The sequence below is a fragment of the Bacillus sp. 105MF genome, assembly GCF_000374885.1.
Classification (GTDB): domain Bacteria; phylum Bacillota; class Bacilli; order Bacillales; family Bacillaceae_G; genus Bacillus_A; species Bacillus_A pseudomycoides.
This window is the reverse complement of sequence record NZ_KB895578.1, coordinates 1-26,265: the sequence shown is the minus strand read 5'-3', so window position 1 is coordinate 26,265 and position 26,265 is coordinate 1. Positions and strand designations below refer to the sequence as shown.

The 26,265-nt window shown below is 33.8% G+C and carries 38 protein-coding genes and 7 pseudogenes; 29 read left to right on the top strand and 16 right to left on the bottom strand.

Translation table 11 applies throughout. The features are described 5' to 3' along the window. Nucleotides 1-2: 2 nt before the first annotated feature. Nucleotides 3-650 carry a hypothetical protein gene (locus C564_RS0118735; RefSeq protein WP_018766377.1) on the top strand — a complete coding sequence of 216 codons (648 nt, stop codon included), beginning with the start codon at nucleotides 3-5 and terminating at the stop codon, nucleotides 648-650. Next, nucleotides 640-2,622 carry an AAA family ATPase gene (locus tag C564_RS0118730; RefSeq protein ID WP_003197513.1) on the top strand — a complete coding sequence of 661 codons (1,983 nt, stop codon included), beginning with the start codon at nucleotides 640-642 and terminating at the stop codon, nucleotides 2,620-2,622. The genes C564_RS0118735 and C564_RS0118730 overlap by 11 nt, the downstream gene beginning before the upstream one ends. Before the next feature lie 317 nt (nucleotides 2,623-2,939). Here C564_RS0118730 and C564_RS0118725 read toward each other — a convergent pair whose 3' ends face one another. Then, nucleotides 2,940-3,200 (bottom strand): hypothetical protein, encoded by a 261-nt coding sequence (locus C564_RS0118725; RefSeq protein ID WP_018766376.1) that lies wholly within the window; start codon nucleotides 3,198-3,200, stop codon nucleotides 2,940-2,942. 162 nt (nucleotides 3,201-3,362) lie between these two features. Here C564_RS0118725 and C564_RS0118720 point away from each other — a divergent pair, with 162 nt between their 5' ends. The 4 genes from C564_RS0118720 (at nucleotide 3,363) to C564_RS0118705 (ending at nucleotide 4,964) form a co-directional block, all read left to right on the top strand. After that, nucleotides 3,363-3,839 (top strand): Rho termination factor N-terminal domain-containing protein, encoded by a 477-nt coding sequence (locus tag C564_RS0118720; RefSeq protein ID WP_003197515.1) that lies wholly within the window; start codon nucleotides 3,363-3,365, stop codon nucleotides 3,837-3,839. Between the two features lie 187 nt (nucleotides 3,840-4,026). Further along, a complete protein-coding gene (locus tag C564_RS36865; protein ID WP_003197517.1) occupies nucleotides 4,027-4,170 on the top strand; it encodes a hypothetical protein in 144 nt (47 codons plus the stop codon). A gap of 72 nt (nucleotides 4,171-4,242) precedes the next feature. Beyond that, the gene (locus C564_RS36860; protein WP_018766374.1) at nucleotides 4,243-4,389 is read left to right on the top strand and encodes a hypothetical protein; all 147 of its coding nucleotides are present in this window, start codon (nucleotides 4,243-4,245) and stop codon (nucleotides 4,387-4,389) included. Further along, nucleotides 4,386-4,964: a hypothetical protein gene (locus C564_RS0118705; RefSeq protein WP_018766373.1), complete on the top strand. Its 579-nt coding sequence runs from the start codon at nucleotides 4,386-4,388 to the stop codon at nucleotides 4,962-4,964. The genes C564_RS36860 and C564_RS0118705 overlap by 4 nt, the downstream gene beginning before the upstream one ends. Here C564_RS0118705 and C564_RS35065 read toward each other — a convergent pair whose 3' ends face one another. Further along, entirely contained in the window at nucleotides 4,965-5,120 is a 156-nt protein-coding gene (locus C564_RS35065; RefSeq protein ID WP_003197522.1) for a DUF3930 family protein, read from the bottom strand. 158 nt (nucleotides 5,121-5,278) lie between these two features. Here C564_RS35065 and C564_RS0118695 point away from each other — a divergent pair, with 158 nt between their 5' ends. The 5 genes from C564_RS0118695 (at nucleotide 5,279) to C564_RS0118675 (ending at nucleotide 8,050) form a co-directional block, all read left to right on the top strand. Then, nucleotides 5,279-5,458, top strand: a complete 180-nt coding sequence (locus C564_RS0118695; protein ID WP_003197525.1) for a YozD family protein — start codon at nucleotides 5,279-5,281, stop codon at nucleotides 5,456-5,458. Between the two features lie 124 nt (nucleotides 5,459-5,582). After that, the gene (locus tag C564_RS35060; RefSeq protein WP_017149660.1) at nucleotides 5,583-5,774 is read left to right on the top strand and encodes a hypothetical protein; all 192 of its coding nucleotides are present in this window, start codon (nucleotides 5,583-5,585) and stop codon (nucleotides 5,772-5,774) included. Beyond that, on the top strand, nucleotides 5,774-6,595 hold the full coding sequence (locus C564_RS0118685) for a serine/threonine protein kinase (RefSeq protein ID WP_018766372.1): 822 nt from the start codon (nucleotides 5,774-5,776) through the stop codon (nucleotides 6,593-6,595). The genes C564_RS35060 and C564_RS0118685 overlap by 1 nt, the downstream gene beginning before the upstream one ends. Then, on the top strand, nucleotides 6,577-7,332 hold the full coding sequence (locus tag C564_RS0118680) for a sporulation protein (RefSeq protein WP_018766371.1): 756 nt from the start codon (nucleotides 6,577-6,579) through the stop codon (nucleotides 7,330-7,332). Before C564_RS0118685 ends, C564_RS0118680 begins: the two co-directional genes overlap by 19 nt. An 82-nt stretch (nucleotides 7,333-7,414) precedes the next feature. Continuing rightward, a complete protein-coding gene (locus C564_RS0118675) occupies nucleotides 7,415-8,050 on the top strand; it encodes a phosphatase PAP2 family protein (protein WP_018766370.1) in 636 nt (211 codons plus the stop codon). Here the strand turns inward: C564_RS0118675 and C564_RS0118670 are convergent. From C564_RS0118670 to C564_RS37580, 5 genes and pseudogenes are all read right to left on the bottom strand, one after another. Next, entirely contained in the window at nucleotides 8,037-8,918 is an 882-nt protein-coding gene (locus C564_RS0118670) for a cation diffusion facilitator family transporter (RefSeq protein WP_018766369.1), read from the bottom strand. The two genes, C564_RS0118675 and C564_RS0118670, sit on opposite strands and share 14 nt — an antisense overlap. Nucleotides 8,919-9,514: 596 nt before the next feature. Further along, a complete protein-coding gene (locus C564_RS0118660) occupies nucleotides 9,515-9,829 on the bottom strand; it encodes a thioredoxin family protein (protein WP_016114761.1) in 315 nt (104 codons plus the stop codon). Between the two features lie 84 nt (nucleotides 9,830-9,913). Further along, nucleotides 9,914-10,285 carry a tyrosine-type recombinase/integrase gene (locus C564_RS0118650; protein ID WP_026008620.1) on the bottom strand — a complete coding sequence of 124 codons (372 nt, stop codon included), beginning with the start codon at nucleotides 10,283-10,285 and terminating at the stop codon, nucleotides 9,914-9,916. Beyond that, complete coding sequence (locus tag C564_RS37585) at nucleotides 10,260-10,787, bottom strand: tyrosine-type recombinase/integrase (RefSeq protein WP_018766366.1); 528 nt, start codon at nucleotides 10,785-10,787, stop codon at nucleotides 10,260-10,262. Before C564_RS37585 ends, C564_RS0118650 begins: the two co-directional genes overlap by 26 nt. Before the next feature lie 24 nt (nucleotides 10,788-10,811). After that, nucleotides 10,812-10,868: pseudogene (locus tag C564_RS37580) on the bottom strand (hypothetical protein); the annotation flags it as partial. A 111-nt stretch (nucleotides 10,869-10,979) separates the two neighbouring features. On the opposite strand from C564_RS37580, the gene C564_RS0118640 reads away from it, so the two are divergent. From C564_RS0118640 to C564_RS0118635, 3 genes and pseudogenes are all read left to right on the top strand, one after another. Beyond that, the gene (locus C564_RS0118640; RefSeq protein ID WP_018766365.1) at nucleotides 10,980-11,303 is read left to right on the top strand and encodes a helix-turn-helix domain-containing protein; all 324 of its coding nucleotides are present in this window, start codon (nucleotides 10,980-10,982) and stop codon (nucleotides 11,301-11,303) included. Between the two features lie 164 nt (nucleotides 11,304-11,467). Continuing rightward, nucleotides 11,468-11,584 carry an IS3 family transposase gene (locus tag C564_RS38450; RefSeq protein ID WP_165774941.1) on the top strand — a complete coding sequence of 39 codons (117 nt, stop codon included), beginning with the start codon at nucleotides 11,468-11,470 and terminating at the stop codon, nucleotides 11,582-11,584. Between the two features lie 40 nt (nucleotides 11,585-11,624). Beyond that, nucleotides 11,625-11,867, top strand: a pseudogene (locus C564_RS0118635) (N-acetylmuramoyl-L-alanine amidase); the annotation flags it as partial. 2 nt (nucleotides 11,868-11,869) lie between these two features. Here the strand turns inward: C564_RS0118635 and C564_RS0118630 are convergent. Together C564_RS0118630 and C564_RS0118625 are read right to left on the bottom strand one after the other, a co-directional pair. After that, complete coding sequence (locus tag C564_RS0118630) at nucleotides 11,870-12,172, bottom strand: contact-dependent growth inhibition system immunity protein (RefSeq protein ID WP_026008619.1); 303 nt, start codon at nucleotides 12,170-12,172, stop codon at nucleotides 11,870-11,872. Nucleotides 12,173-12,309: 137 nt separating this feature from the next. Then, nucleotides 12,310-12,585, bottom strand: coding sequence for a TIGR04197 family type VII secretion effector (locus C564_RS0118625; RefSeq protein ID WP_018766362.1), 276 nt, complete (start codon nucleotides 12,583-12,585; stop codon nucleotides 12,310-12,312). Nucleotides 12,586-12,893: 308 nt separating this feature from the next. On the opposite strand from C564_RS0118625, the pseudogene C564_RS37575 reads away from it, so the two are divergent. After that, nucleotides 12,894-12,992: pseudogene (locus C564_RS37575) on the top strand (N-acetylmuramoyl-L-alanine amidase); the annotation flags it as partial. Nucleotides 12,993-13,025: 33 nt separating this feature from the next. On the opposite strand, the gene C564_RS0118620 reads toward C564_RS37575, so the two are convergent. The 4 genes from C564_RS0118620 to C564_RS0118605 form a co-directional block, all read right to left on the bottom strand. Then, nucleotides 13,026-13,673, bottom strand: a complete 648-nt coding sequence (locus tag C564_RS0118620) for a sunset domain-containing protein (RefSeq protein ID WP_018766361.1) — start codon at nucleotides 13,671-13,673, stop codon at nucleotides 13,026-13,028. A gap of 166 nt (nucleotides 13,674-13,839) precedes the next feature. Continuing rightward, the gene (locus C564_RS0118615; RefSeq protein ID WP_018766360.1) at nucleotides 13,840-14,292 is read right to left on the bottom strand and encodes a DUF4429 domain-containing protein; all 453 of its coding nucleotides are present in this window, start codon (nucleotides 14,290-14,292) and stop codon (nucleotides 13,840-13,842) included. Nucleotides 14,293-14,434: 142 nt separating this feature from the next. Beyond that, a complete protein-coding gene (locus C564_RS0118610) occupies nucleotides 14,435-14,899 on the bottom strand; it encodes a restriction endonuclease (RefSeq protein WP_018766359.1) in 465 nt (154 codons plus the stop codon). 36 nt (nucleotides 14,900-14,935) lie between these two features. Beyond that, the gene (locus C564_RS0118605) at nucleotides 14,936-15,136 is read right to left on the bottom strand and encodes a helix-turn-helix transcriptional regulator (protein WP_018766358.1); all 201 of its coding nucleotides are present in this window, start codon (nucleotides 15,134-15,136) and stop codon (nucleotides 14,936-14,938) included. A 163-nt stretch (nucleotides 15,137-15,299) separates the two neighbouring features. Between C564_RS0118605 and C564_RS0118600 the strand changes: the two genes are divergently transcribed. The 4 genes and pseudogenes from C564_RS0118600 to C564_RS0118585 all read left to right on the top strand — a co-directional run bounded on the left by C564_RS0118600 (nucleotide 15,300) and on the right by C564_RS0118585 (nucleotide 17,643). Further along, entirely contained in the window at nucleotides 15,300-15,602 is a 303-nt protein-coding gene (locus tag C564_RS0118600) for a hypothetical protein (protein ID WP_018766357.1), read from the top strand. Then, the gene (locus C564_RS0118595) at nucleotides 15,599-15,781 is read left to right on the top strand and encodes a hypothetical protein (RefSeq protein WP_018766356.1); all 183 of its coding nucleotides are present in this window, start codon (nucleotides 15,599-15,601) and stop codon (nucleotides 15,779-15,781) included. Before C564_RS0118600 ends, C564_RS0118595 begins: the two co-directional genes overlap by 4 nt. A 118-nt stretch (nucleotides 15,782-15,899) precedes the next feature. Beyond that, nucleotides 15,900-17,084: pseudogene (locus tag C564_RS0118590) on the top strand (FtsK/SpoIIIE domain-containing protein). After that, nucleotides 17,026-17,643, top strand: a complete 618-nt coding sequence (locus tag C564_RS0118585) for a replication-relaxation family protein (protein ID WP_018766354.1) — start codon at nucleotides 17,026-17,028, stop codon at nucleotides 17,641-17,643. The pseudogene C564_RS0118590 and the gene C564_RS0118585 overlap by 59 nt, the downstream one beginning before the upstream one ends. 51 nt (nucleotides 17,644-17,694) lie before the next feature. On the opposite strand, the gene C564_RS0118580 is transcribed toward C564_RS0118585, so the two are convergent. Then, entirely contained in the window at nucleotides 17,695-18,309 is a 615-nt protein-coding gene (locus tag C564_RS0118580; protein WP_018766353.1) for an insecticidal crystal protein CryET29, read from the bottom strand. Nucleotides 18,310-18,759: 450 nt separating this feature from the next. On the opposite strand from C564_RS0118580, the gene C564_RS0118575 reads away from it, so the two are divergent. Beyond that, nucleotides 18,760-19,155, top strand: coding sequence for a hypothetical protein (locus tag C564_RS0118575; protein ID WP_018766352.1), 396 nt, complete (start codon nucleotides 18,760-18,762; stop codon nucleotides 19,153-19,155). Between the two features lie 564 nt (nucleotides 19,156-19,719). Here C564_RS0118575 and C564_RS0118570 read toward each other — a convergent pair. Then, a pseudogene (locus tag C564_RS0118570) lies at nucleotides 19,720-19,824 on the bottom strand (thioredoxin domain-containing protein); the annotation flags it as partial. A gap of 157 nt (nucleotides 19,825-19,981) precedes the next feature. On the opposite strand from C564_RS0118570, the gene C564_RS35045 reads away from it, so the two are divergent. From C564_RS35045 to C564_RS0118540, 4 genes and pseudogenes are all read left to right on the top strand, one after another. Beyond that, nucleotides 19,982-20,080 carry a hypothetical protein gene (locus C564_RS35045; protein WP_018766350.1) on the top strand — a complete coding sequence of 33 codons (99 nt, stop codon included), beginning with the start codon at nucleotides 19,982-19,984 and terminating at the stop codon, nucleotides 20,078-20,080. Between the two features lie 953 nt (nucleotides 20,081-21,033). Then, entirely contained in the window at nucleotides 21,034-21,210 is a 177-nt protein-coding gene (locus C564_RS36840) for a hypothetical protein (RefSeq protein WP_018766348.1), read from the top strand. Nucleotides 21,211-21,749: 539 nt separating this feature from the next. Continuing rightward, nucleotides 21,750-21,992, top strand: a complete 243-nt coding sequence (locus tag C564_RS0118545; protein WP_018766347.1) for a DUF3947 family protein — start codon at nucleotides 21,750-21,752, stop codon at nucleotides 21,990-21,992. A 153-nt stretch (nucleotides 21,993-22,145) separates the two neighbouring features. Further along, nucleotides 22,146-22,493, top strand: a pseudogene (locus tag C564_RS0118540) (dUTP diphosphatase); the annotation flags it as partial. A gap of 333 nt (nucleotides 22,494-22,826) precedes the next feature. On the opposite strand, the gene C564_RS0118535 reads toward C564_RS0118540, so the two are convergent. Next, the gene (locus C564_RS0118535; protein WP_003199845.1) at nucleotides 22,827-23,006 is read right to left on the bottom strand and encodes a hypothetical protein; all 180 of its coding nucleotides are present in this window, start codon (nucleotides 23,004-23,006) and stop codon (nucleotides 22,827-22,829) included. 716 nt (nucleotides 23,007-23,722) lie between these two features. On the opposite strand from C564_RS0118535, the gene C564_RS35035 reads away from it, so the two are divergent. The 5 genes and pseudogenes from C564_RS35035 to C564_RS35030 all read left to right on the top strand — a co-directional run. Next, nucleotides 23,723-23,911, top strand: a complete 189-nt coding sequence (locus tag C564_RS35035; protein ID WP_080548452.1) for a hypothetical protein — start codon at nucleotides 23,723-23,725, stop codon at nucleotides 23,909-23,911. Nucleotides 23,912-24,075: 164 nt separating this feature from the next. Continuing rightward, the gene (locus C564_RS0118530) at nucleotides 24,076-24,255 is read left to right on the top strand and encodes a hypothetical protein (protein WP_018766345.1); all 180 of its coding nucleotides are present in this window, start codon (nucleotides 24,076-24,078) and stop codon (nucleotides 24,253-24,255) included. Between the two features lie 330 nt (nucleotides 24,256-24,585). Beyond that, the gene (locus tag C564_RS0118520) at nucleotides 24,586-25,239 is read left to right on the top strand and encodes a DUF6944 family repetitive protein (RefSeq protein ID WP_018766344.1); all 654 of its coding nucleotides are present in this window, start codon (nucleotides 24,586-24,588) and stop codon (nucleotides 25,237-25,239) included. Between the two features lie 207 nt (nucleotides 25,240-25,446). Further along, nucleotides 25,447-25,764 (top strand): hypothetical protein, encoded by a 318-nt coding sequence (locus tag C564_RS0118515; RefSeq protein ID WP_003199857.1) that lies wholly within the window; start codon nucleotides 25,447-25,449, stop codon nucleotides 25,762-25,764. 29 nt (nucleotides 25,765-25,793) lie between these two features. Beyond that, nucleotides 25,794-26,003, top strand: a pseudogene (locus C564_RS35030) (transposase); the annotation flags it as partial. Nucleotides 26,004-26,265: the final 262 nt, after the last annotated feature.

Sequence of the window (26,265 nt, the reverse complement as noted above, 5' to 3'; positions counted from 1 at the left end):
TTATGGAAAAGAAAAGTAGTGTATTTTTTAATATATTAATCAATAATAGAGTTAACATGGATATGATCCCTTTGGATCAACAAATTAACTATATAAAGCCGGATGATGATTATGATTTTCATACGTATAGAATTTTACTTTTAATTAGAATATGTGGTAATGAAAAGACTATTGTTTCTAATTATCCTGTTTTATATGGCAGAAGAAAGTTTGCTTTTTACGATTTCTTAATTAGATATCCCTTCTATTTAGAAAAGGTGTTAGATAAGAAGAATAAAACCAATTTAAATGAAATATTGGAATTAAAGGAATATGAAAAATATGAAGCTTTTTCTCCGATGATTCATTATTTGCGAGGACCTTGGGACAATAGGTACGATGAAATATTTAACTATATGCTTAGTAAAAGGTTAATCGAATTAGAATTATCTAAGGTTACGAGTTCGGGAAAACCCCAATTTTGTATAAGTTTAACTAGTTTAGGGTTGGAAATCGCTGATAAAATTCAACAAAAAGAACCTTTGTGGACTAATAGAATGAATGTAATTAATAATATATTTCCTAAGAACACAACTAATGAAGCTATAGATAAGTTTATATTTAGTAATTTTCCAGAACTAATCTTAGGGGGGGGAAATGATGTATATTGAGGCTATAAAAATAGATATTTTGACGGAGTCACATCGGAAATATGGTAGGTTTGTTTCATTTTTAAAAGAAGATGGAACAAAAAGAGAAATTAATTTAATTTATGGTGAGAATAACCTTGGGAAAAGTACATTAATTAAATCAATCATATACGCTTTAGGTGGGGAAGATTTATATGGGAAATCATCTTGGAATGATACTAATTTTCCTCCTATCATGAAGCAAATTAATGGTGAAGAGGTAATTCAAAATACAATTTTTCTTCAATTAATCAACCATGAAAACAAAAGAGTTACAATCGCAAGAAATGCGTTAGAAAGAAATTGTCCAATTACCGTATATCACAATGTAGGTATAGAAAATATCGATGCGGCAGAAGAAATAGAATATTTGAAAATGAAAAAGGATGCTTATATAGACGGGAACAAAACATTTCAAGAATTCTTATTCCAGTATTTTGATCTGCCAGAAGTACAATATGATGGGACAAAAATCTATTTTCAAAATTTGATGCCATTATTTATTATCCCTCAAACTTCATGGAATGATATTCAAGCAGTGAATCCTTACTATGGGGTTCCTGAACTTAAACAAAAGGTATTTGAAATACTAATGAATTTTAGTACTGTAAAAAATTTAGGCGAGAAAATAAAGCTCAAGATTAAAAGGGAAGAACTGAAGGGAAAACGTCGATCATTACAGGATATAGAGGATATATTATCCGTTTTTAAATTAAAATCTTTAGCGGCTAACGAACAAGAAACAAAAGAATTGAATAATAAGCTGGAACAATATCAATTGCAATTAACTAATATAGAAGAGAGTAAAATAGAAGTGAATGACAATGTTAAGCCTTTAAGGGAAAAATTCAGAAGGCTAAACAATATCATTAGAAAACAAGAAGAACAGCTACATATTCTGGAGAAAGAAATAGAAGAGTATAGCTATTATATCAATAAGATAAATTTAGATATTGATAAAATAGATAAATTAAGCACCGCAAAAAAAATGATTTCTATTTTGCCTATTCAAAAATGTCCCCATTGTTTAAGTAATATTACAATTGATGAAGAGTACGAACTTGAAAAAAATAATTGCTCATTATGCGGACATGATTTTATGATAAATAATCATCCGAAAAGCCAACAGTTATTTGGATATTTGTTAGATGAAAAAAAGGATTTTGAAAACATAAAGAAGTTGAAAGAAAGAGAAAAAGAAGAAATTGAGAGTAAATTATTTTTACTTAATTTAGATGTTAAAGAAATACAAGAAACTCTAGATGAACTAGATACAAGGCTAAAACCTGACTATTTAAAGGAATATCATTTTTTATCAAGAGAAATAGGCAGATTAAATAATGAAATCAGTAATTTAACTCGAGAAAAAGCGATAATTTCAAAATATGAATTGGCACTACAAGAAATTGATAACCTTGACGAGGAAGTTAAGAGGCTCGTAAAAAGTGTGAATAAGAAAGAAGAACAAAAAGATGATGATGATAAACTTAAATTTTTTACAAAAGCATTTAAAGAGTTGCTAAAGAATCTTGAGTTTATAAAAGACGGATTTGATGGTGAAAAACTAAAAGAAGCTACAAATAAGATATTTAAACAAATAACAATCGATAAAAATGATTATAGGCCAAAAATTGACGGAAAAAATTTGTTCTATATTACTTCAAGCAGTGGTCTTATAAGAATTATTATTAGTTATTATTTGGCATTTCTAGAGACAGCGCTTGAAAAAGATACAAATCACCCTAAAATTCTTATTTTTGATGAACCTCGACAACAGAACTTGGATAAAGATACTTTTAATGCGTTTACTACAATCTTAAAGTCATTTGCAAAGGAGCACAAAGGAGAGATTCAAGTTATTTTCACATCCGGCAATACAGGATTATTAGAAGAAAATCATACTGTTCTTGATTTGGGAAAAGATACTTTCTTGATTCAGGAGATTAATGATTAAGTTTTATATAATGAAATATCAATTTTATTACTGACATCTTTACAAGTAAAAATAAGGCGGTCATATCTATTGTGAAGATATGACCGTCTCATTTTTGTCTGTTTATTGATGCTAGAAGAATTATGGGCTGATTTTATGGCTCCTATTAAAAACGGATTCTCAGATTGCTTTGAATTATCTTTTGGAATATATATTAATATATAAAGTTGATAAAATGTAACAGTGAGCCTTCTGGAGCTCGTGATGGCTTTTTGTTTTAATTGGTATTGATTTCCTTGACTATACTAAAAAACTAGAATGATGGAAAAATATACAGATTACTCGACGTACTTGAATAGATAACCCCCTTCTTTGAATTTTCTTCCGGGAATAGTAGGGACATTATTTTTAAGAGAATGTTTTATCCATCCTTGATTTGCAATATTATTTTCTGCTGCCCATTTGAAGGTTTTAATCAATCCTTCGATAGTTTCAATATGCACTCCATTTTTATAAACTTCAATTGTACGAGTTCTTCCTTTCTTTTTTTTAGTTTTAGATTCTTCACATTGCTCTTGAGTAATATTTTTTAAATCCATTTCTAATTATTTACCTCCGATGAAATTTCTAGAGGTTATTGTACAATAATTGCGAAGCTATGGATAGTTTATTTCTACAGAAATATGTACGTTCACCTTAAATTAAGTTAATATAATAAAAGAGGTGTTAGTTAACTGAAAATTATAAAAATACGGTGGGTAATGTTGAACTTACAATCAAACTTATACATTAATGAATCAAAATCAATGAAGGAGTTGTTTGTGATTTCAAGGGAGTGTGGTATTAAACGACGTCATGGATTAAACAAACAGGAACTTTTGAAAGCAATTAATGAAGAAATTATGAAGCGCAATCAAGAAGTTGAGCAAAAATACATGGAATGGAAAGCTACGCAGTCTTTACAAGAAGAAAAGCCTGTTAGAAAACCTCGTAAGCCGTCAGAACGAGTAAAACGCTTCGTAGTGTTAATTAACGACAAAGATGAAGTGGTTGAAAAATTTGAAAATCAGACTAAAGCAATACATTACTGTGTGACTAACGGAGTTTGCAATGTTGGCTGGGCAAATTGCTCTTTGAAGACTGGAAAAGCGATGTACGTAAAAGACAACGGTAAGATTACAAAGTCTCAGAACGGAAAGTATCATGGAGTTGGGTACAGATTGTTATTTGCAATCTAAAATAAAATTTCAGTTACCGTAATAAAGATGATTTAATTAGTCAAAAAAAGATTAGTTAAGTCATCTTTTTTCTATATATATGAGGATTTTTAATTTACGTTTTTCATCTGGCAGATATAAGAATCATGCGGACAAAGAACACAGACAAAACGTCTCGCATATCATATCGGCAGAGGTGAGGAGCACCATGAATTTCAAATACAAAGAAATCGGAAATTTCGATGCTCGTAAGGCAGCTAAAGCACTTCTTGAATTAGCTCAAGAGATAAAACTTGAAGATGAAAATGAAGGTAAAAGTGAAGATAAAAATGATAATGAGAAAGCAAGTTGAACCCGTACATATTCTGTGTGTACGGGTTTTCTTTTTTGTTTTATAATTATATTATAGGGAGTGATACACATAATGACATCTGAATATTGTGAAGATTTAGAGGGTATTGAACAGATGAGAAAGCTGTTAGAGATGTATGAAAAGATTAAAGATAACGAAAAATTCCGGGCTTTCTTTGAAGAAGAAGACCGAATAAAAATAGAAAAACAACAAATATGAAAATATTAGATGGTGTTTATGTATATGAAGTTAATAATCATGATGGATATTACGTGGAACAAACACTTCAACATGTTACGGAACAAGAAATGAAAAAAGGTGAAACAGAATGGATTGAATTACGCTATCATTTTACGTTCGGTGATCTTGTGCAAGTTACGGGATATGATAAAGATGTTTTTCGTATCGTTGGGTTTCGCACAGAGGTGTGGCGGTATAAAAATGATGCCTGGGAAGATACAATATATGAATTATCGAGAATTACAGATGGTGAGTGGTTAGAGGCTGATGAATCAGATTTAACTTTGCTTGCGAATGCACAAACTGCTAATGCAATCTTGAAAAAAATGAAACAAGATAAAGCCGGGATGAATAAATTAGATTTAGGAAAATTGAAGTCAATAAACAACTCAAAAAAGGTGAGTATTAAAACAAGCAGACAAGAAATTATTGATGGATTATTAGATATTTATAACGACTATCAATTATTATACGAAACATTTCAAGATGAAGAATATAAAATTGTTATGGATGTCGTCCATAATTATTTAGTTAAATTAACAGAGAAAAAATAGTTAGAAAGCAAGAAGAAATTGAACAAAAATATATATTGTGTACGGTATACCTACAATAGTTAAAAAAATAATAAGCCCTTTAATGATAGAGTCTGCCCATTTATCTTCATGCATGAACTCTTCTTTTCTTTGCTCTATTTCATATTGATATTCCATTCGTATTTCCCCCTTCAAATAGCTTGTACTACATCGTATGCTGCAAGGTGAAAGGATATGATAGACAAGTATGATTTGGAAAAGAAAATCTATTTTTCTAATCTCGTATACATAATTTTGAAATTTTTTCATAAAACAGAAATAAAGGGGTGATGCTCATGAAGGAAATTGAAGTCGTAATTGATACGGAAGAAATTGCGGAGTTTTTTTATGAGCAACTAATTGAGAGAGGGTATGTACCAAAGCGAGAAGAGATTGAAGATCTCGCTGATATTACATTTGAATATTTACTAGAAAAATGTATGATTGATGAAGTGTTTGATGAGGATGAAGGGTGAAAGTAACGACGGGATCTACTCGTCGTTTTTTACACTTCAAAATTCTTTCTTTACAAACTTGTCACAAACATAAAGCGTAATTATTGATATAATAAAAAGAAAATTTTAAGCAAGAGGTGAAGGGATGTTCAAAAAAATTATTGATTCTTTACTAGGAAAGAAGAATAGATATCGTTCATATTCAAGTAGTGATTATCGTCATAGAGGTCGTTCGTATTCAAGTAGTGATTATAACAAGAGGAGAAATTCTCATGGCTATGGACATCAGCATTATAAAAGAAAGCGTAAAAGCCGCAGCTTTTTTTCAAGTAGTTGATGAAATGGCGTGATATACTCGCCTGGTTTGATAGACCGCTGCGTATGGATACAATTGTCTCGCAGCGCTATAAAATTGAATCAGTAATTGGAATGGGCAGCTATGGCTTTACATATATCGTTTATGATTTGCAAACGAAAGAAAAAAGAGTTTTGAAACAGTTAAGACAAAGTAAGCAAAAATATATGTCAGGTAGAAGGTCATTCGCACAGGAGCAAGCGATTTTAGAGCAGTTAGATCATCCGGCAATACCGCGCTTATATGACGGCTTTATATGGAAAAAACAGCCGTTTTTTGTAATGGAGTACATGCCAGGTAAGAATTTTGAAGACTTCATTTTCAAAGATGGACATGTATATGAAGAGCGTGAGGTTTTTCAGATTTTATATAAAGTACTTGAGCCAGTTTCTTATTTTCATAGTAAAGGTATTATTCACCGAGACTTACGAATTCCTAACATTTTAATAAAAGAGGAGCAGGTTAGTATTATCGATTTTGGATTAGCTAGATTTATAGAAGAAATCGATGAACGAGTATCTACCTATGAAGGAGAACAAGCCTATATGCGAGAAATTCACTATCGTAGTGATTTTTATGCGCTAGGCCACTTTACATTATTTTTATTATACTCTGGCTATGAATCTACTGCAAAAGAAGAAAGGCCATGGTATGAAGAGTTACAGCTAATGAAAGAAAACTGTGAAATTATTATGCGAATGCTACGGATGAAGCCTCCTTATTACGAAAATATACAAGAAGTTAGAGAAGATGTACGCTATGCATTAGAAAGGATGGGGGATACATGTTTCAAAAGTTTTTAGCAAGCGTTGGAATAGGAAATGCAAAAGTGGATACAGTTCTTGAGAAAGATGAATATTTAGTAGGAGAAGAAATTGTAGGTGTGGTTCATATTACGGGTGGATCAGTCAATCAACAAATTGAAAGCATTTATTTAACACTATCGACATCGTATATACGAGAAGTAGATGATAAAAAAGTAAGTGCTACATTCGATCTAGAACGAGTACGTTTAACCGAACCTATTACGATATCTCCAAATGAAAAAGTAGAAATTCCATTTTCATTCTCAATGCCAATTGAAGCGCCACTTACATTTGGAATGAAAACGGTTTGGATTCATACAGGTCTTGATATTAAGCACAGTATTGATCCGAGTGATCGTGATTACATTCAGGTGCTACCGAATGTGTTATTAAACAGTGTTTTAGATAGCGTAAAACAATTAGGATTTAGGCTTCGTCAAGCGGAGTGTGAAGAATTACCACGTCATTTACGTGCCAATATTCCATTTGCGCAAGAGTTTGAGTTCATTCCAGTTTCCGGACAGTATTATGGCAAATTGGATGAATTGGAATTATTAATTTTACCACGTGCTTATGATCGTTTGGACATTATTATGGAAGTTGACAGAAAAGCCCGTGGGTTAGCAGGTTTATTTTCAGAAGCTTTAGACTTAGATGAAAGAGTTGTTCGCTTTACTGTAACACGTGAAGACATTCCAACGATGCAGCAAAAAATTAACAGTTATATTTCTTAATAAATGATGCATAAAAAAGAAATGGGGAGGAAAACTAAAACAACCGCTCCATTTCTTATTTTTATATAGTGAGGTTATGTATGTGAAACGATATCGACATGTATACTTGTTAAGTACGTTACTCATTTGTTTTGTCGGATTATCACTTTCGTATCATACCGCTTGTATTGAGAGATTTGATGATGTTATTTCCAAATTTATTCAAGGTTTTCGGAACGATTATTTGACAGCTTATTTTACCTGGATGTCTTATATTGGTTCAAAAAAAATATATTTCCCAGTATTAATCATAGTTGTAATGTACTTTCTCATTCGAAAAAAGTTGTTAAGTGCGTTATTTTTAATCGTTAATTATTATGGATCTCGTTATCTTAACAGCCTCTTAAAATTATGGTACGAGCGCCCAAGACCGGATGTCACGCAGCTTGTTACAGCTACAGGGTATAGTTTTCCGAGCGGCCATACGATGAATGCTACAGCATTTTTAGGGTTTATCGCCTATGTAACAATCACAGAACATCGCATTACACTGCATAAAAAGTTGTTGCTTATTTTTATTACATGTTTTGTTATATTTTCTATTTCTGTTAGCCGTGTATATCTCGGTGTCCATTATCCATCCGATATATTAGCGGGCTGGGCAGCGGGTGGAAGTTGGCTTATTTTATGTATTATGTTTCATCAAGCATTCATCAAAAAAGAACCTATGTCATCATAGGTTCTTTTTGCATAGGTTCAACATGAATATGAGTGTGTAAAATTCCAAATTTTCGTTCTAACATTTCTTCAATTTTATCGGTAATATGATGGCTTTTACTCACGTCCATATGGGCATCTACTTCAATCGTAATATCCACATACGTTTGGTTTCCATACATACGTGCGCGAATATCAACAATATGTTCAACACCAGAAACGAGTCTGACAGCTTGTGAATATTCCTCCATTTTATCCGGATCAATGCCGTCAGTTAACATATGAGAAGCTTCTATAAAGATGTCCCACGCGGTTTTGCAAATAATAAAGCCAACGATTAACGCCGCAATTGGATCGAGGATAGGCATGTGGAACTGTGATGCTACAATGCCGACAACTGTACCTATACTCACGAGAGCATCTGATAAATTATCTTTTGCAGCGGCTTCTAATGCTTTACTTTTTGTTCGCTGCGCAATTTTATTATTATATTTGTACACGACGTACATGACGACAGCACAAAATAAGGCAACCCATGCTGCAAGTACATTTGGTACGGTTTTTTGCGGATTGAAAAACGATTGAATTGCACTTACGATTACTTCTAAGCTGACCGTCGCCATAATAAAGGAGGCAACAAGTGAAGCGATTTGTTCTGCACGTGAATGTCCGTATGGATGATCCGGATCACGGGGTTTACGAGAAATTTTAAGACCAATTAATACAGCTAAAGAAGCACCAATATCTGTTAAGTTATTTAAACCATCCGCCCGTAATGCACTGGAAAGGGCAATATAGCTAATTACGATTTTCAGTGATGATAAAAATATGTAGGCGATAATGCTGACAATAGCTCCTTTATCAGCTTCTTTATTAGAAAGTGAATTCATAATGATCACTCACCTTTCTGTTAGGAAATTCTTTCTATTAATAGAGTATCAAACGAAACTCGTGTGGGTCTATACAAACATTGTTGACGCTTTATAGTTTTTTAAGTAGAGGATAACAAAGTTTCGCAAAGGAAAAATATGTTGCAAAGTACAAAGTGAGAAAAGGTAAAAATTTCATCGGATTTCCTTTGCGATATAAGGAAGGGGGAGATGCGCAAAATATTATCCTGCTTTTTACGATCCTTAGTATCACAGGGGGTAAGTCGTCCGATGAGGAAGCAAGATATTTCTATGCTATCGATATCTATTTCGAAAGGATTTGGCGGTTTAAATGAAGATTATTTTATGAACATTGAATGAAGATGAACAAAAATTAAAGGGGATTAATAATCTGCTATATGATTTGTTAATTACATATAAAAATGGAGATGTATCTTGGAGATGAAGGAGAAAGAAGTATCCTAATGTATATTGGTCAGGAGGAAATAGCCTATTACACTTCTGAAGAAATGACTAAGTAATTACGAAAGAAAATCATTAAAAAAGACTAAAAAAGTGCCTCTGAAAGAATATATCTCAGAGGCACTTCTTCTATTTTAGTATGCTTCTAAAAACTCAGTAACTTGCTCTTCTGTTTTTGCGTTTGCACTATGTAAATGACCAAGTTTTTCACCATTTTGATACACTAATAAGCTAGGAATTCCCATTACTTGATACTCTTCTGCAATACTTGGGAACTCATCTTTATTAATAGAATACCATTCGAATTTCTGGAACTCTTCCATTACATCTCCGATAAAGTTGTCCATACGTACACAATCTGGGCACCATGTAGTGAAGAACTTAACTACTACTGGCTCCTCGCTTGCGATAATGTCCTTGAATTCCTTTTCAGACTTGATTTCTTTCATGTTTTTCGCTCCCTTTACAATTGTTTTATTTTGTATTTTTTTAGGTGGTAATTTCATTAAAAAATCGAAACTTCTAACGAATTTCTAACGAACGGTTTTATTTCCGAACAATTCGTTTGCAAATTGGTCCACCGCAGTTTCTTGAAGTCCTGGTACGACATGTGAGTAGATGCTTAATGTGATGCCTACTCTTTTATGTCCTAAACGTTCACTTACAATCTTCGGATGAATACCTTGTTTCAACATTAGAGTTGCATGAGTATGCCTTAGATCTTGGAACCGAATATCAGGAACCTCACTTTTCTTTATAAGCTTTTTCCAGAGCTGTGTCAAACTTCTGAAATTGCAAGGATTTCCGTTAATGGTAGGGCAGACTAAATCATAATTGTTATATGCGATACCATAGCGTTCTTTTTCTACTTTTATTCGTTCATGATGTTCTTCTTTCAAAATCAATGTCTTTCCATTGTAGACCTAGTATTTCATCTTTACGCATTCCACAAGTGATTGCAAGAAGATAAGCTACATAATAACGACTATCCTGAGCATTTTTTAAAAAACGCAGTACATCTTCCTCAGACCAAGTGTTTACTGTTTTTTCTACCCCTTTAGGTGGGCTTACAACATCCGCAACATTCTTTTTAACAATTTTATGTCTCATTGCATAAGAAAGGGCAGTACGAATAATCTGATGTATACTTCGTACCGTAGTGGGCTTCATACTTTCTGATAGATCACTATAAAATTTTTCAAGATCTATACCCTTTAATTTTTGCATTGGAATGTTACTGAGTTTTGGTATAATACGATTATTAATATGTTTACGATAGTTATAGTACGTGGTTTCTCTAAGCTTTATCTTCCTAGCTTCAAGATATTGAATAAAGAATTCACGTACTCTCATTTTTGTGGGCTCGATATACGAGCCTTCTTCAATTTCTACGATTCTTTTAGTCATATCGGTTTGCGCTTCTTTTTTCGTTTTATATCCTGAAAACCATTTTTGGCGTCTTTTTCCCGTTTCAGGATCGGGACCAATGTCTACTATTATTGTCCACTTCGAACCTGATAGTATCTCCTTAAGGTAGACAGTGTAAAAAGACCATGAACAAACATGGATGTTACACTTCTACTTGGAGGGGATTTTATTATGGTTAAAAAAGAGGTTAAATTTCAAACTTATTCAGATGAATTAAAGATACAAGTTGTAAAAAGTTATTTAAATGGTGAAGGTAGCCAAACAGCTATAGCTAAGAAATATAAGCTGAAAAGTAGAACACAGTTAATGGATTGGGTTCAGAAATATCAAGAAACAGGCGGTATTTCAGACTCACGGGGAAAAAACAACGGTAATAAGGGCTTCAAAAACCCCTTGAAAGGTCGTTCTCGTACGAAATTCGATAGTGTGGAAGAAGAATTGGAATACTACAAGGCGCAGGTGGCTTATTTAAAAAAGCAGTATCCAAATCTATAGGAGGTGTTCTTGCTCAAACGGCTAAGTACGAGATTATTGAAGAACTACGTTCTCGATACAAAGTAACCTGGCTGGTCGTCATTGCGCAGTTAAATCGATCTAGCTACTATAAGTGGCGCTCAACATGTACGCAAAGACAATTACGCCTTTCAAAGGATCATACATTGCGTGAACAGATTCAAGCAATTGAAACATACATCTATCATTATAACTACAAACGATTCCAAAAACGACTCAACCATCGAGCTCCGATTGAATATCGAATCTCGATGGCTGCCTAGTCTTTTTTTAAAAGCTGTCTACTTGACGGGGGGAAGTCCAGGGAAACGTGTTGTTTCTAAGGTGGACAACCTCTGTTTCTATGATTCTCTATCTTGGCAAGATAAAGATGTTGCAGGAACTGTAGATACAGGTTTAGGCTTTGCTATTGATGCTAAAGTAACTGTCAATGGATCAACACAATACAAAGTACACAATTCGAAAGGGAATACGTACTATATTACGGCTAGTGAAATTTTAACAAAGCCGACTCATATCACGTTGAGTCGGCTTTGTTTATTGTAATTTTATTTTTTACTTTTTAAAGCTTCTTTTAGTGTTTCAAGGGTCTGTTTTAACCATTCTATAGGTGTTAAGTTTAATGCTGGGTAATAAATATAAGTATTATATTTAATAAATTCCTCTTTTTCGCTATCAGTTAAATTGCTGTTTAAAAATGAAAGTATATCATTTTTAGTATTTTCAATACAGATTTTAGTAACTTCCATTATAAATTCATTAAGGGCTTCCTCAGGCGATTCAATGTCTTGGTGGAATGTTCCTGCTAAAAAATCACCTAATTCTTCATAAGAGTTATATCTATCTTCCATAGTTTGAATCGCAGATTGATTCCGGTCCTGCTCTTCGAATACACTTCGTAATTTTTGATTTAATTGTTTGATTTGGTTTTCAATATCTTGACTCATCTTTTTCCTCCTATCGTTTTACCTTTACGAAGGTGGCCACATTAGCGAAAAGTATTTTGAAGTTCGTTATCCATTCTCTCAAACTCGTTAGCTACCGAATGAATATTATCGACTGCTTGTTGAAAGGCGGTGGAAAATTGTTTCGTCAAATCTAACATTTGTTGATTTGCTTCTTGGGCTTTGGAATTAACAGTTAGCGTAGTTCGTGCCGCCTTTGTTATAGAACGATTTGTCGCACTTTGGATTGTATCCGAAGCTGCTCTCATTTGCGTAGCGATTTGTTGTGCCACTTGAAAATTACTTTGAAATTGTCCCATCGCATAAACCCTTTCTATATTTCTATGAACGTATTAAGGAAGGAGAGTGCCTAGTATGTATGTCTATTATCTTACTGTTCTTCATAGGAACACTCCTGGGAAAATATTGCGAATTTAATTATAACAATAATTGGCTATGTGTTCCTTGAAAAATTCCCTTTTTATAACATGTGTGTTTTTTACAGTCTTCAGTCGGTGGGGGAGAGTTCATAATGAGAGAGAGGACTTTTCCAGGAATGAAATGATAGATAAAGAGATTAGATATGGCTTGAATAGTAGAGGTTAGTATAGTATTTATAATTGATGCGAATGAAAGTGTAAATGGTTCTTGTCAATACAAAGTACACAACAGCAAGGGCAAAACATACTATGTAACTGCAAGTGAAGCCTATGTATATGTGAAGTAAAGTAAAACCGTCTCCTTTGCGGAGACGGTTTTACTATCTTTTTGACGCTCTATATCCCGCAGCTTTTGCTTCCGCTTCTGAGCAAAACATTTCTTCGGCATTTGTTTTATCATAAAACTGTTGTCCAGGCATATGATAAATTTTTTCACCCTTACTGTTTTTATTCCCTTTAATATTACAAGAGCCACCTTGCTCAGTTGGTTGTTTTTGATTTGGTTGAGGAGCTGGAGTCGCAGCTTCTTGTTTAACTTGAGCCTGTTGTTCTTGTTGTTTCTTTTGTTCTTCTTGTTTTCGCACTTCCTCTTGCTTGTGTTGCTCTTCCTCTTGTTTACGTTTTTCTTCTTCTAGTTTCTTTTGTTCTTCTGATTTTTTCTTTTCTTCATCATTCTTTTGGCATTCTTTAGATTTTTTATCTAACTCTTTTTCCTTTTCTTTTAGTTTTTTTTCAAATTTCTCTAACTCTTTTTCTTGATTGATTAGTTGTTGTTCTTTCTTTTTTAATTCAGCCTTTTCAGCGCTACTTGTACCATTACTACACGATACTAATAGAATAAGAATTAGAAAAAACAATGTGATAATGACACGTGTCGCTTTCGTGAAATGTTGATGTTTCCACATTAGAAATAAACCAATTGGGAAAAAGATGATTAAAAATAAAATAGTCCAAACCTTCCTTTGCATTTTGCTCCTCCTTGAAAAATATGTATATATTCCAATGTTTACTATATCAGATAAGTAGAGTTTATTTTACATAAATTTTTATTTTATAAGCTATTAAGTAAGATTTTATATATATATGTTTTTGAATAATGAAACCCAGCTCCTTTATAGGAGCTGGGTTGTTTTTTTATATCCCAAGTAATTGTTTCTTCTTCGCATCAAATTCCTCGTTTGTAAGAATGCCGCTATCACGCAAATCAGCTAGTTTTTTTATTTGATCAGCTACATCAGCAGGAGCATGAGTAGGTGCAGGAGAATGGAATTCGTCCATTTTCTGTTCAATCAATGCTTTCACTTTTATGAAATTCGGTTGTTGTTTTTTATTAAACATAATTGTATTTTCATCTTTTGTGGCATCAAAAAGACCGCCTTTATCCTCTTTTCCTCCAGAGAAAGTAAACTGGATATAACCATTTGTGAATGTTCCGGCAGGCTTGAATTGAATAGAAGAAAGCTGTTTAATTTGTATGTCTTTATCTCCCTTTAACCCTTGTGTCATCTTCGCGAGCATGCCTTTTCTTTTAATGACGATTTTGTTCCCATCGATCTGTAATTGCCCGTTTACTCCTGTCGCCTCCATAATAATCCCCCTATATATGTATTAATATTTCGAAAATAATTATATCAAATTATAAGGATTTATTTTACAAAAAAAGAAGTTATTAAATGTTTTTTGTAAGAAACTAAACAACAGAAAAGCCAACTCTACAAATGAGTTAGCTTTATGAGTTCATCATATTGATTAACGCATCTCCATCAATCAATTCAATATTTTTATTCATCGCATATTGCCTCGCATTTTTATTAAAATTACTGAGCGTTACAAAATACCCTCCGACTGCTTCGGCATCCACAATAACGCTATGAAGTTTCTGAATAAGAGGTCTTCCAATTGTTCCTTTCGTATAACGTTTCACTTCAACAAACTTCATTTCCTTCCCTTTATGAAGAATGATATCTTTTCCGCCGTCATTAGAACCCGAAGTAACTTGCGCTTTATATCCGAGAGAACGGAATAAATCAGCTACAAAGTATTCAAATTCCCTCGGATCCATCTTTTCTAAATCCATTCGATTTGCAGCTCTTTTTATTCGATTCGCACGAATTTTTTCTGTAGAAACTTCAGGGTTTTTTGTTATTGCACCAACAAGAAAGACCATTACAAGTAATGATATTGCCCAAATCATGCAATTCACCTCAGTATGAGTATGCCCAGATGATGTTTATTCTAAATCGTCTTCAATCCAGATATCTTCCACGTGCAACTCTAATATCTTTGCAATTTTTATTGCATTCCGTAAAGAAGGTTCACTTTTCCCATGAATAATTTGGCTAAATTGTTGTGGTGTGATGTTGGCTCTTTTTGCTAACGCACCTTGTTTTATCATTCGCTCATCTAAAATTTCTTTAAGCTTACATTTCATATTTGTTCACCTCACTTTCGTATATTCGATAACAAAAAGAAATTCCCTATTTACTTTTTTTAAGATGGACAAACAAGTTTTTAATTTCTAGGTCATATACCTATATCAAGACCACGAAGAAGCCTACATGGAATTGAGCACACCAAGAAGGGAGCTGGTTTATATGCGTTGGCAATATTCACATTTAAATGAAACTCCTTACCTCTATCCTTCAAAAGAACTGAGAAAAATGTATAAGGATTCAAACGGAAAGAAAGAAACATGTGCAATTATGGGCCACATGGAAAGATATGATGTTTTTAACAACAGAGAGTATAAAGGTTACTATCGATTATCAAACGATATCATGGATGATTTATATGAAGATGAAGACGAAATCCTTGAATGGGGAGAAGTTATAGAGCAGTACCAACCGATTGTGACATCCAAAGGCTTGCAACTAAAAAGAAGAGAGGGATTCAGATGACAATCGTAGGGGAAGTGGTAGTTGTTTGGACGGCAACTGGTTTGTCTGTAGCAGGAATGAAAGTGGTAGAAAAAATGGGGCAGAGTGTTCCATATTGGCTTCCACGTATGACCATGTACACCACATTAACAGGCTCGTTTTTATATCTTCTACGTTATGTACTTTTCGCGTTTCTATAAGGGAATATAGATGCGGAAATACACTTATTAGATAAGAAAAGGGAATTCGCTTGTACAATATGACCTTATAAACAAGGGAGTTTTATACCCTATAAAGGGTATAAAAAGGGGTGAGAAAATGATTGAATTATTGTTGATTCCTACAGCTGCGTTAACCATCGTTTTATGTGGTGATAAGTTCAAAGGAAAGAATGATGATAAACGAAAAATACAAGTGTTCTTTGAGGTATCTGGAATTGCGATAAAAAAAGAAGATAAGCTGCATTATCCGAAGTTTCAAAAGCAAATCGATGATGATCGTAGTGCGACTTACGTATATAAATTACCGGTTGGAATGCCGAGCAAAATTATTCAAAAGGTTGAAGATGTTGTGAGTGAGGGATTAAATAAACCAGTGCGGATCCAATACGATAACTACAAGTTAAAAATACGGGTCTTTCATAAAGAAATACCGAACAAATGGGAGTGGTCTACAGATTTAATACAGAAGGGAAAATGGCTTGTCCCTATTGGGCAAAGTCTAGAAAAAATCATTTATCATGATTTTGATGAAACACCACACATAGCAATTGGCGGTTTGATTCGTATGGGGAAAACAGTGTTCTTAAAAAACATGTTCACCACGTTATCTTTAGCTAATCCGAATCATGCACATTTTTATTTAATTGATTTGAAAGAGGAAGGATTGGAATTTAGCGAATACAAGAAACTGCAGCAAGTAGAAAACATAGCCGAAACACCAGAACAAGCACATGCAATGTTGATAAAAGTTATGGAGAAGATGAGCGAGCGTGGGAAGTACATGAAAGAACATGGCATCAAAAATATTGTGCATACCAAAGAAAGAGACCGGTATTTCATTGTGATTGATGAAGGAGCAGTACTTGCACCAGCGCGAGGGTTACCGAAAAATCACAATCAAATGTTAGAAGAGTGCCAATACATGATTAGCTATATTGCTCGTGTGGGTGGGGCGCTGGGTTTTCGCATTGTTTTTTGTACGCAGTACCCAACGAGTGATTCATTACCGAGGGTAGTAAAACAGATGTCTAATGCAAAGTTGGGTTTCCGATTACCCACTAGAACAGCATCAGAAGTTGTAATAGATCAACCTGGATTAGAAGCTCTACCGTCTATACCAGGAAGAGCAATATATATGAAAGACAACTTTACAAAATTGTAAGTTCCATTTATTGACGATGAGCTTATGTGGGAACATCTAAAAGAATATGAGGTGGAGAAGGATGGACACATTGAAGCAGTTGAAGAAGGAACGTCAGATGGAGATACTTGCGACGATTAGAAAACTGCAGTTTGCAACAAGAAGACATTTGATGCGCGTACATGATATGGGTGGCATACGAAATGAAAACCGTATTATGAAAGACTTAACTCCATTCGTAAGTCGTGTAACCTATTATAAAGAGTATGTATATTACCTCAACAAAGAAGGTCATGCACTATTGGGCGAAGGGAAAGTTGTTTCAAGAAATAGAATGGAGCATGCGCTTTTACGAAATGAAGCCTGGTTACATCTATATTGTCCAGACGATTGGCAAATAGAAACGGAAATACGTTATAGAAAGAATGGAGAGAAAAAGAAGATTATTCCAGATGTAAAATACAGAGATGAAGAAGGGATACTTCATGCAGTTGAAGTAGATCGTTCACAAAAAATGAAGATTAATGAAGAAAAGCTAAAAAAGTATGAAGAGTTTACGCAAATTTATAAGCAAAAAAATAATGGAAAGGTGCCAATTATTCATTTCTTTACAGTTACAAAATATAGGGAAAAGAAATTGGAACAGTTAGCAGCAAAATATGATATATATGTGAAGGTCTATGTGATTCAAAGTATATAAGAGTGTAGCAAAAAATAACCGCCCCTCTACTTATAAGTAGAGGGGTGGGGGTTACGAGGGATAAACATCTTCAAATTTAATCCCAACAAGCATATGTTTCATCATTATAAGGCATTGTGCACTATCATTAACTGTGAAAGAACAAACTTCCTGTTTAGTTTTTTTTACAACCAAAACATCAAAACTAATGGCTAAAACGTCTGTAAGATAGTCTTTGTCCTGAGTATCTATAGCGATTAAAATATTATAAGTATATCTTGGAAAAACACTCCCAGTGTTATACCAGAAGATCCATGGTTCAGCATCTTGCTTATTTAAATTAATAAACATGTTAGTAATAGCATCGGTCACCTGACTCACAATATCTTGGTTTATACTTTCTCCCCAACGATAAGTAGGAAATGCTAATATATCTTTAATAATCAGATTACTAATTTTCTCGATCAATTCTGAAATTTGAAGTGCTTCTCCTCCGATGATTGCTTCCTGTGACGACTTCAAAAAGTTTATATCACGATTTGATTCTAGCGCGTTGACTAGAGTGCGAGGATCAGTGAAATCATTAAAATCCATATCCAATTCTTCAAAGAATTTCTTTAATTTAAGAACCTGTCCAAAATGTTCTTGTTTCACAGCAAACACATTATGAAAGTGATTATTCCCCATTTTTCAACAGTCCCTTCTAGATAGAGCATAAGACAGATATATGATGAGAATTCCAATATATAACTATTTTTTGTTTTAAAATGTGGTACTGTACCTTTTCGAAAATAAATTGCCCTAAAGTCTTGAAGAATAAGATTGTTTAGGTTCATTTTTTTGTTCACTGTAGTTTGAATAAACAGTGAACAATTTCGTACGTTAAGGATGTTCAATAGACAGTATCTAATGTTTGTTATAGTACTTTGTTTTTAAGTAATGGGTTTGGAAACTAATTTTTGATCATATTTCTGTTAGTTTCGTTAAAAATAAATAAAGTTTCTTATAGGACGTTGTCCACTATGGACAAACTATATAGGGGAATAAATAGATAAACGGAAGAGTAAATATAATAATATGTTCTTAAGTGAATAGTTATTTTCATAATTGGTACAAATTTATATTTGGAGGCGTATTATGAAAAAGAAACTAATTGCTATATCAGTTGGTTATATTTTAATCTTAAGTGCATGTGGAAATAATAATGAATCTAGTAAAAATGAGTATAGGTTTAATGGTACCTGGGAATTGATAGACAAGACTAATACAAAATGTCCACCTACAATCGTGTTTTCAGGGAAAGATAAGATGGTATGGAAAGGATTCACTAAAGAAGGAGATAAGAAAACTGCGGAGCTACAATATACAAGAATATTTGAGGATGAATTCCAAGTAAAACTTACTGATCTTAAGGTTAATGGAAAAACAACAGAAAGCAGTGAAGAAGAAAAAACTACTGTTAAAATGATAAGAGATAATGATAGGTTACGCCTTGTGAATAATGGTAATTCTTGTACTTATTCATTAAAGTAATTATTTATTTTAGATATCATTTTATTGATAATGCGTTTAAAAGTACTCTTTAATGAGTGCTTTTTTTATTGGATAAATTGGACTTCTAAAAAGATATGCTCGACTTTGAGCTTATTAAGCACAGTGGAAGGGGATCGCGAAAAGCGAGTCCCTTCTTGGGGCAGCGCCACACCACCATCAAGTTAAGATTTTGAAGTATCTCCAAAACGAAAAAAGAATTTATTATGTAGCCATAAACATAGGTAATAATGTTTTTAGTTATTAGGGAGTTCAGATAAAATACTCCAAATAAGGATATTAAATTATGGAATTTTTAAAATCCCATAATTTAATTGATGATTTTCGTCATAATGTCAGTGAGAGTGATGTGTAATTGAAGAAATACAATGAAGATTTTTAGTAGAAGAAATATAAAAAAGTGCTAACAAGTTTGCAAACAAAACTGCAAACTAAACGAACGATTCCAATTAATGGTAAGAGGTAAGTGGTCGCTTATATGTCCTCTAAACCCTTATATTATAACGTTTGTTAACGATGTATACTCATGCATAAAACTGACTACTTCACCCGTACACAATCTGGGCACCATGTAGTGAAGAACTTAACTACTACTGGCTCCTCGCTTGCGATAATGTCCTTGAATTCCTCTTCAGACTTGATTTCTTTCATGTTTTTCGCTCCTTTCAATTTTATACGAATCTGCTAGTATTTTTATGCAAAATCCGTATTTGTAAACATTTTACAAACATTAGTGTTTTTGAAATAGATTATTTGCAAAATCTTCAACTACTTATTGCAAAATAACATCCCATTAGGTGAGACCGCAATGCAGGACCTTGGAGAATTCTGTGATGTATTAGGAAGTCAAATCATTATGGAAGCTGTAGACAGAGCGATTGACCAAAATGCAAAGCGTTGGAAATAGATCAGTGGCATTCTATTCGATTGGCAAAAGAAGAATGTCAAAACAATTGCAGATGTAATCAAGCTCGATGAAAATTATAAAAACCGAAGAGGTGGTGTAAAAGAGGCAACACGTCGGAAATGCTATGGCAGTGGTAATGCAACGAGCAGAAATTATGAGGAAGAAAATGCGAGCAGAGAGCGGAACATGCCAAGTTTTATTAAGCGAGTATAAGTGCTCAAAATGCATGGATTCAGAAGTTGTTTTTTATGAAGAAGTGAATGAATTTGGTATGAGTAAAAAAAATAAGGACAAGCAGTCGTACCTGCCGTCCTTATTAGGAGAAAGATTACCCTGGATAAAAACCACGAATAATCAGAAAACACGCTCGTAAATAGTGTTAACGTAAATTTAAATATATATACAACAAAATGGGATAAGCAAAAAATGCTTATCCCAAGAAGGGTAATTTAGGAGAAATTCAAAACACCAAAATGACTCGTATTGGTAAATAGGTTCGTTGATAGTATATGTGAAATGAAAAAGATTATACGAAAAGCAGATAGCTCTTTATGCTATCTGCTTACGTTGAAAATTATGTTTTCTCAAAAAACAGTAATACAGCAACTCACTTATGGGTAGTTTGTGTGAATTAAAAAAGTTTATACGAAAAAAGGGCAGACAACGCTTTTAGTTGCCTGCCGGTGGGTTGAATGAGTTAGCGAATTGCAATAAATTGCGTTCTCATTACAAGAAGAGTGAAGCCGCTAGTTCGGACGGCTTAAGGATAGTGTGGGCTAAGAAATATGAATTTATGTGAAAAATGTAATCTGTTACGTCCAAATGAAGAAATAAATAGATATTCATCAGACAAGGGAAATGGAGCATATCTGTAATAAGGTGTAGAAAACTGTCAAATTGGGAGAAACCTTAAAAAGCTAGGCGATAGCCTAATCGAAGGGAGAACGGAGAATATGGCTGAAGAGAGAAACTGGGATCAAATCTGTACAAAGGCTGAGAAGTTACGTGCAGCTGATGAAAAAAGTGGACTTGGGGGAAAATCGCTGAACAGTTTGGTGTTGTGGAAGGGAACTTGTACTACTACATTTCTAGAAGGCGAGAAGCAAAAAACATACCTAGAAAGCGTGTAGGAGCTCTGGAAGTTCTTTTAGCAACCCATCTTCTAAGCGGAACGGTTCAGGATTTAAATGATGTAAGAAGTGGATGAAGTAATGGAACAGAATCGTGAGTTATCGAAAGAAGTTGAACAGCTGCAGAAAGAACTTCTAGCAGAAACAACAGCGAGATCGTGAGGATGATTACAGCTCTTTATTAAATGAATTCAAGTATCAAATTTGAATTTCATACAAATATACAGAGATTATCCTATAAATAAAAACTCTACTCTCATCATATAGAGAGTAGAGTTCATGGATGCAGTTGCTGAGTTCTCGGGATGGTGAACACCAGCAACTAAATAATATCGTGAGTATTCAGAAAAAACATTGAGTAAATGTTTCTGATTTTTCAAATAATAGTTAATTGGAATGAAATGAATAAAAGCGTTATTTGAATAGAAAGAGATTAGGGAGTGACAAGATGAGAAGTTTCACAAATTATCAACTTTAAATCAATATGCATAGTATGAAAGATGGAAGGTGAGAGTATTTACGAGGAGGGGGAGAAACGAATGTTTCCCAATTATTTTTACAATGAAATGCGAATGCGTCCTTTAGGAGGGCAGGGTCCTGCGCAAAGTACAATTCAAGCTGTTCACCAGGCTATGCAAGCACAGCAACAAGCGTTACAAGCACAACAAATGCACCAAAGTATACAACCTCACTATTCATCACAATATTATTACCCGATGTATATTACACAGGATGGAATGCTTTTTTCAGGAATTCCGCATGAAACTGTATATGGTTTATAGCAAATAATAACAGGAGACATTGCTGTTCGATGGACACTTATTCATAAATAATTTAACAAAACGCTTTTTAATTAAGTTTCAGCTTAACAAAAGAGGATCTGCCACGAATAGCAGACCCTCTCTTAAAATGGTAAAGAATAACTCTTACCTTACTCTTTTATCTGGCGAGGAGAAACGAAGGTTGTGCCAACAGGATTAGCTTTTGAGATTCCACCAGGATACGAATTACAAGCACGACCACGTAGCGGTATGAGGCGTGACACGAAGCTACGAGTGATATTAGGTACGGTTGATAGTGGTTTTAGGGGAGAAGTTGGTGTCATTGTTGATAACGATGAACGAGTATTGGAAGTGAATATGCAGGCTCATGTTATTGAAAGAGGAACGCGCATTGCTCAAGGCGTTATAGCCCCAGTGGAAACAGCACATTTTGTGGAAGTGGACGGGCTATCGGAAAGCCAAAGAGGTAAAAACGGATTCGGATCAACAGGAACTAAGTAATACCAAATTTAAATTTTCTTCAGGCTGAAAATTTAATGAAACAAAAAGTAATGAATAAAAGGAAAAATCCCTGGGGGACAGGGATTCGATAAGGGAGATATTGTTGTCGTGCAATGTCGAAATTTGGCATATTCAACAAATTAATATTATCACGAATTTTCAGGGGATTGTGATAGTGGATGTGTCAAAAATGTGTACGGGTTTCATATACAGGCGTTATTTTACAATTATCTTGGCCGGGCCCTTCATAAGGAAGAAAGTGGTTTTAAGGATTTTTAAGAAAAATAAAAAGGACAGCCGATATTTGCGACTGAACTCTTTTTATAAAAATCTTTATTTATCTTCAAGAGGTTTCATAACACTGGATGGAAGTTGATTGGTTGGAGCTAATACAGATTCTTCACTTGCTGGTTGAAGTGTTTTTAATTTTAGGAGTACACCTGCCTCTGTAGCAATTTCGTCCTCTTTTGCTTGATGGCTTGATGTAGATATATTTTCATTCGCTTTCTCCATTTTACATCCCTCCTTATTACATGTAGGTATACAAGCGACATAATTGTTGAAAATTACTAAAGTGTTTTTTAGTATTGTACTGATTATGAATAAAATGTATTGAAAAATCTTTTAGTAATAAATGCCGTTGTAACAATAGTATAGGATAGATTTAAAATATTATGCTGGATGGGAAGAGAGATGAAAATTAAACAAAATAAAAGCGTTATTTAATAGCGAATAAAAAGAGAGAACACATATGAATGTGCTCTCAGAAAGGTAGATTTTTTATGAGAAAGGGTCTACATAAAATAATATATGCTTGTCTCAGTTAAGTGTGAAAAAAATCAACAAAACGCTATTTTGTATGTAATAAAAATGTCCTCTTTCAATGTGAGGGCATATGAGTGAGCATGTCTTATATCCATAATATATGCTTACCCTATCAAATAGTGACAAGTTAATAAAAATAAAAGAGCAGCTAGCAAAAGCTAACTGCTCGACTCCAATGGGGGACTGGAGAAAGATTATTGTATCTACAGTATTGACGGAATATTGAGTTTTATTCAAACGGAAATGTTTATTAGGGAAGTCACACCAAAATCTTTGTTATTAGCCATATTAGATATGAATATTATTACTCTAAAATACAGAATATAGACTAATAAACAAGCTGTTTTTTGTTTTTAATCATAGAATATGATGAATCCTATTATGAAGAGGAGGTAATCATATCTATGAGATGTAATTGTCATTTTAATCGCTTTCGAGATTGCGGTAGATTTTGGGATGACTTAATGTTCTGTAGATGCAGACATAGAGATTGTGATGACCGTCGTTGTAGACGCGACTGTGATTGCGATGATTGTCGTCGTAGACGTAAACATGATCGTGATTGTGATCGCGATGAGCGTCGAGAGTGGTAAAATTTTTTGAAAGAGTGCTTTTCTTCAAAGCACTCTTTTTTGTTTATGGATTTTCTGAATTCTTTATTGATAGTAGTTATTTAATAGAAAGAATGTAGTTGTAATTCAATTTAAGGGCTAACAAAACAAACGAACACAACGAACAAAAATAGAGGAGGGGAATTATGGATTCTAAAGTAATGTTTACTATGCAAATGAATGGTGAGAGTAAAGATGCAACTGCATATGTGAGTGGGATTACTAATTTAATACAGCAGAGAAAATGGCTTGTTCCTATTGGTCAAAGTCTAGAAAAAATCATTTATCATGATTTTGATGAAACACCACACATGGCAATTGGATGAAGAATTTAGTAAATTGAAAAAAGATTTATAAATTGCACACCTTTTGAACTGGGCAAGCATATATTGAAGTATGGGACAAGCGTAAATCGCTTTTTTCATACTCATTGAAAACTCCTTATCACGAAAGAGCACTGTCGAGTGCTCTTTTTAATTTGGAATATATACATAGGTGAAAAAGCTTGGAGAAGTCATTTCATGCACAAAATGAAATGTATGAAAATATAATGGGAAAATGTAGGGAAGACATAAATATTATTATTTTACAAGTGGGTATTGATGTCCGTGAATCCATGATAAATAAGATGATTCTAATATAGGTGGATGAATAATATGAATCCAAGAAATTTAACGGTTACGGGAGCATGGTTTCAAGTAGGTGGAAATACGATAGCTGCCATTGGAACTACAAGAGGGTTTATAGGAGAAGAAAATGTTGAAGAACCACTTGTAATTGTAGGTGGATCATTACAAGCTCTTGGATATATACTGCAATTGATAGCGTTAAAAGATTTCTTTGAAAAACAAGGGATGAAAGTAGAAGAAACTGCACTGAGTAAAGAGGAACAAATGAAACAAAAAAATAAATCTTTGGAGAAAACAGGGATTGAATTATTAGCTTTAGGGAATGTTTCAAATGTAATAGGAACGTTTTTTAATATACAAAAAGAAATGGAAGAGAATGATTATCTCATTATCACAGGAAATAGTCTACAGTCTATTGGTGCATTTGTAGGGGTAGAAGTGGCATTGAATGAGGAGCCTGAAATTCCATGGTTGATTGTAGTGGGTAATTCACTACAAACGCTAGGAGCTGGATTACAAGCATTTCAAGGCATACACAACATATCCAAGGAAAACCAAATGATTGAGAAAAATGATAGAGAAAAAGAAGATGAGAGATTCGTTGGACTAATTGGTATTTGGATACAAGCAATCGGTACAGCAGTTTCAGCAATTGGAATCACACAAATGATAGAGGATTGAGTTTGAAACTTTAGCTATCGAGAAATTAGTATGAAGATTCATATGAATGGAAGGAAATATTTCATTCTCTTTTAAGGTCGGACAAGGACTTTAGGGAGAATTATTTTCTATAGCTCAATTTTTGGTAATTTAAAAGAATAAAAGATGTTTTATAGTGTAGGTTTTTCTTCTTTCCTGTCGAAGATGTAATAAAAGGGAGGTAGTAAAATGGCACAGTTTGAAGTTGGAAAAATCACTTATTTAGGAGAGAGAAAAGAAGAAATAGATTTTCGAATAGCTTATGTAAGGATTGATGACTATTTAGACTGGGAAGTCATTATACGTGGAACTACTGATAAAGATACAATTTTTATTGAAATAATGAAGAAAAATGAGCAACCAGTATTTGAATTTATTACTACTGAAGGTGAAGTTCTTCAAGGTAGGACAAAAATAGTGAAATTTATCCCGAAATTAATTGATACAGAAATTGATTTATTTGGTATTGGAAAGTTAAATGGTTATGAAATAAAAAGTGTCCAATAGGACATAGCCATCAAGTTAAGACTATGTATAATTTTCAACAAAAACAACCAACGCGTCTAATCATCTATAAATTAACAGAATCTGAACATACAAAACGATTAGAACGGCATAAAAAAGAAAAACGACGAATGCCTAAATACGCGAGTGGTATCAACTTGTTTATTACAAAGATAAATGAAACTGACATGACGGCGCATAAAATTTATCAATTCTATTCTCTTCGTTGGCAAGTTGGCGTGTCCAGATAAGGACACATTATCTAGTTGGTGAAAGTCCAATCGGGAGAATAGACTCCACTCCCGTAGCCTGAGAGGCGCCATGAAGTGAAAGCGACATGGCGAAGCCTTCTGACATCACATGCAAAAGGCATGTGGGCAAATCTCCAGGTTGTAACGTACAGTGAACGTAGACGTAGCCTCGTTACACGCAATTCCGGTGGCTGAGACGGTCGATAACGTGCGAAAGCAGCAAGAACTGACCGAAACGAGTCTGGAACGGCAG